Genomic DNA, 3,152 nt, shown 5'->3' with positions numbered 1-3,152 from the left:
GAAGCCGCGAGCGGACCCGAACCGGGATTTCGGCCTTGCCCTTGGTGAAGCTCCAACTGGCGGCGGAGGCAAGTCCCTCGAAGGTGATGCAATCGTGTGTTTCCAGATCCTCCGGGGTGGTCGGCGTGCCGTGTTCGGCAAGATAGGCCGGGCTGGCGCAGACGACGCGGCGGATCGCGCCGACGCCGATGGCGACCAGGCTCGAATCGGGCAACTGGCCGATGCGGATGGCGAGATCGAAATGGTCCTCGACCAGCTGGGTTATGCGGTCGGCCAATGTCAGGCGGATGTCCACGTCTGGATAGGCGGCGAGAAAGCCGGTGACGACCGGCAGCACGTGCAGGCGGCCAAAGACGACCGGCGCGGTGATGGCCAATTCGCCGGTCGGCGCGCTGTATTCGCCGGCTGCCGTGCGTTCGGCCTCGCCGACCTCGTCCAGGATGCGGCGGCAGGCGGCAAGATAGGCCTGGCCGGCATCGGTCGGTGTCAGCCGTCGCGTCGAGCGATTCAGGAGACGTGTGTTCAGATGGCGCTCGAGATCGGAAATCTTGCGGCTGACCGTCGCCAGCGGAATGCCGAAACGGCGGCTGGCCGCGGAAAGGCTGCCGGCCTCCACCGCGGCGACAAAGAGCGACATGGCTTCGAGACGATCCATAGCTTCTTCCGGAAAATGGAAGGACAGGTTACGAATATGTCATCTCCATTTGAATGATGGAAGGCTCTATATTGTGTCTGTCGGCCTGCCCGCAGCATGGCCCACAAAGGAGTTGCCATGTCCGAAGCCCGACCGCCGCTGCCGCCGTTTACCGCCGAGACATCAGCACAGAAGGCGCGCATGGCCGAGGATGCCTGGAATTCACGCGATCCGGCGCGGGTTGCGCTCGCCTATACCAAGGACAGCCGCTGGCGCAACCGCGCCGAATTCCTGCAAGGCCGCGACGCCATCCAGGCCTTCCTGACGCGCAAATGGAGTCGCGAGCTCGACTACCGGCTGATCAAGGAGGTCTGGGCCTTCCACGGCAACCGCATCGCCGTGCGTTTCGCTTACGAATGGCGCGACGACAGCGGTTCATGGTTCCGCAGCTACGGCAACGAGAACTGGGAATTCGATGAACACGGGCTGATGCGCCTGCGCATCGCCAGCATCAACGACCTGCCGATCGGCGAGTCCGATCGTAAGTATCACTGGCCGCTCGGCCGGCGGCCGGACGACCACCCGACACTGTCGGAGCTCGGACTTTAGCATCTTGCCGCAAGGAGGCTTTCGATGAACGCGCATGCTTTCACCAGCGACGTCGCCTTCACGCCGACCGTCAAGGCAATCCAGACCCGCAAGGGCTCACGTCAGTCCTATGCCCGCGTCGAGGAGCGTGGCGGCTGGCAGGCCGGCATCACCCCGGACCTTGCCGCCTTCATCGAAATGCAGACCAGCGTCTTTCTGTCGACCGCCAATGGCGAGGGGCAGCCCTATGTCCAGCATCGCGGCGGGCCGGCCGGCTTCCTCAAGGTGCTGGATGAACATACGATCGGCTTCGCGGATTTTTCCGGCAACCGGCAGTTCATCACGCAGGGCAATCTGGCCGACAATCCAAGGGCGTTCCTGTTCCTGATCGACTATATGCACCGCCAGCGCATCAAGATCTGGGGCACGGCGCGGGTCGTCGAGAGTGACGCCGAGCTGATGGCGAAACTGATGCCGCAAGACTACAGAGCGCGCCCCGAGCAGGTCATCCTGTTCACGGTCTCGGCCTGGGATGCCAATTGCCCGCAGCACATCCCGCAACGGTTCGAGGCAGCCGACGTGGCGGCGGCACTCGGCGAGCGGGACAAGCGTATCGAACGTCTTGAGCAGGAGATCGCACGGCTCAGGGGAAATTCGGGCACGGCCGCAGGGGAATGATCAGCCGCCGGCTGCGGTTTCGGCCAGTGCGATGCCGTTGGGCGTCGGCTTGACCGGCACGATGCCGCGCGCCAGCGCCAGCAAATACTTGTTGTATTCGGTGAACAGCACGCGCAATGCCCGCGGCTTGGTCAGCCAGCCGCCATTGTCGAGGTTGGAATTGACCACCGGATAGGGCTCGAGCTTGGCGCCATGCAGCAGCCTGCCCATTTCCAGCAGGCTGCGGGGCATATGATAATTGTTGGTGACAAGGATCACCGTGCCATAGGCGTGGCTCTCGACCCATTTGGCGCTTTCCTCCGCATTGCCGATCGTATCGAGCGCGGCGCGGTCGATGTCGACGCAGCAGGAGAACAGTTTCTTGTCGCCGCCGGTCGCCGCCTGCAACTGGCGGCGGCTGGCCGAAGGATGGACGCCGCTGATCAGCAGCCGCTCGCCCTTGCCGGACGCCAGCAGATCCATCGCCGCATCGAGGCGGGACTGGCCGCCGGTCAGCACGATGATCGCGTCCGCCTTGGCCGGATTGGCAGGCGTGGTCAGGTGACTGACCTTATTGGCGAACCAGCCGAAGCCGCCGGCAAACAATGTTGCGAGGATGAGGACAGAGAGAGCGGACAGGCGCAACGCGGCTCTTAGACGGCTCACAGTGGAGCGGCCATGCGAACGGGCAACCACCACTGGCATCTGCCCAGCCGTACCGGTCGAATCCCGCGCGTCCATCGCCATATGGTTAATCCTGAAATGCGGCTTTGGGTAGGTAAAAGACGCACTTTGCGTTACGTGAATTCTCCATCCGTGATCACCCTGTCCTATCTATGTCGTTGTCCCAAAACCGGTTCCACTTTTGGGCGACATGAATTAGCCTGCATCCGGCTGGCGGACATCGATGTCGCTGAGATAGGCAACGACGGTGGCGTGGGACGTGGCAGCCGTCAGTCCGCCGATCACCAGCACCATCAACACGACACCGAGATAGCCTGCCGAACCGATGGCGAAATTGCCGAACAGGGCGGTCGCCTGGTCGGCCTGCGGCGTCGCCATATTGCGCGACGACCACCAGGAAAAGACGATGAAGACGAGCACTGCCGCGGCACCGCCGGCCGCCGCTCCCTTCATGCCGGTGACCAGGAAATGCCGGCGGAATTCGCGCGCGATGAAGCGTGCTTCGGCGCCGACGAAATGCAGCACTTCGATGATGTGACCGTTGCCGGCCATGGCGCCGCGCGTCGCGAACACCACGGTCAGCACGGTC

General features: G+C 63.5%; 4 protein-coding genes and 1 pseudogene. 2 read left to right on the top strand and 3 right to left on the bottom strand.

Annotation, left to right across the window (positions count from 1 at the left end):
* The coding region (locus tag EN939_RS27155) for a LysR family transcriptional regulator (protein ID WP_164751252.1) at positions 1 to 655 on the bottom strand (655 nt) is incomplete at its 3' end.
* A gap of 117 nt (positions 656 to 772) precedes the next feature.
* Here EN939_RS27155 and EN939_RS27150 point away from each other — a divergent pair.
* Both EN939_RS27150 and EN939_RS27145 read left to right on the top strand, forming a co-directional pair.
* Positions 773 to 1,243, top strand: coding sequence for a nuclear transport factor 2 family protein (locus tag EN939_RS27150; protein WP_127270828.1), 471 nt, complete (start codon positions 773 to 775; stop codon positions 1,241 to 1,243).
* A 24-nt stretch (positions 1,244 to 1,267) separates the two neighbouring features.
* Complete coding sequence (locus EN939_RS27145; RefSeq protein ID WP_127270827.1) at positions 1,268 to 1,900, top strand: pyridoxamine 5'-phosphate oxidase family protein; 633 nt, start codon at positions 1,268 to 1,270, stop codon at positions 1,898 to 1,900.
* Here the strand turns inward: EN939_RS27145 and EN939_RS27140 are convergent, their stop codons facing one another.
* Both EN939_RS27140 and EN939_RS27135 read right to left on the bottom strand, forming a co-directional pair.
* A complete protein-coding gene (locus EN939_RS27140) occupies positions 1,901 to 2,626 on the bottom strand; it encodes a YdcF family protein (RefSeq protein WP_127270825.1) in 726 nt (241 codons plus the stop codon).
* 132 nt (positions 2,627 to 2,758) lie between these two features.
* A pseudogene (locus tag EN939_RS27135) lies at positions 2,759 to 3,152 on the bottom strand (ABC transporter permease); the annotation flags it as partial.

The sequence above is a fragment of the Mesorhizobium sp. M7A.F.Ca.CA.002.05.1.1 genome, from assembly GCF_003998335.1.
Classification (GTDB): domain Bacteria; phylum Pseudomonadota; class Alphaproteobacteria; order Rhizobiales; family Rhizobiaceae; genus Mesorhizobium.
Note: the sequence above shows the minus strand (reverse complement) of the source record. Positions and strands in the feature narration are given on the sequence as shown.

Bases quoted from the DNA above. Each gene is read 5' to 3' on its own strand.
- EN939_RS27145 (WP_127270827.1), top strand. From the start codon at position 1,268: ATGAACGCGCATGCTTTCACCAGCGACGTCGCCTTCACGCCGACCGTC.
- EN939_RS27150 (WP_127270828.1), top strand. From the start codon at position 773: ATGTCCGAAGCCCGACCGCCGCTGCCGCCGTTTACCGCCGAGACATCA.
- EN939_RS27140 (WP_127270825.1), bottom strand. From the start codon at position 2,626: ATGGCGATGGACGCGCGGGATTCGACCGGTACGGCTGGGCAGATGCCA.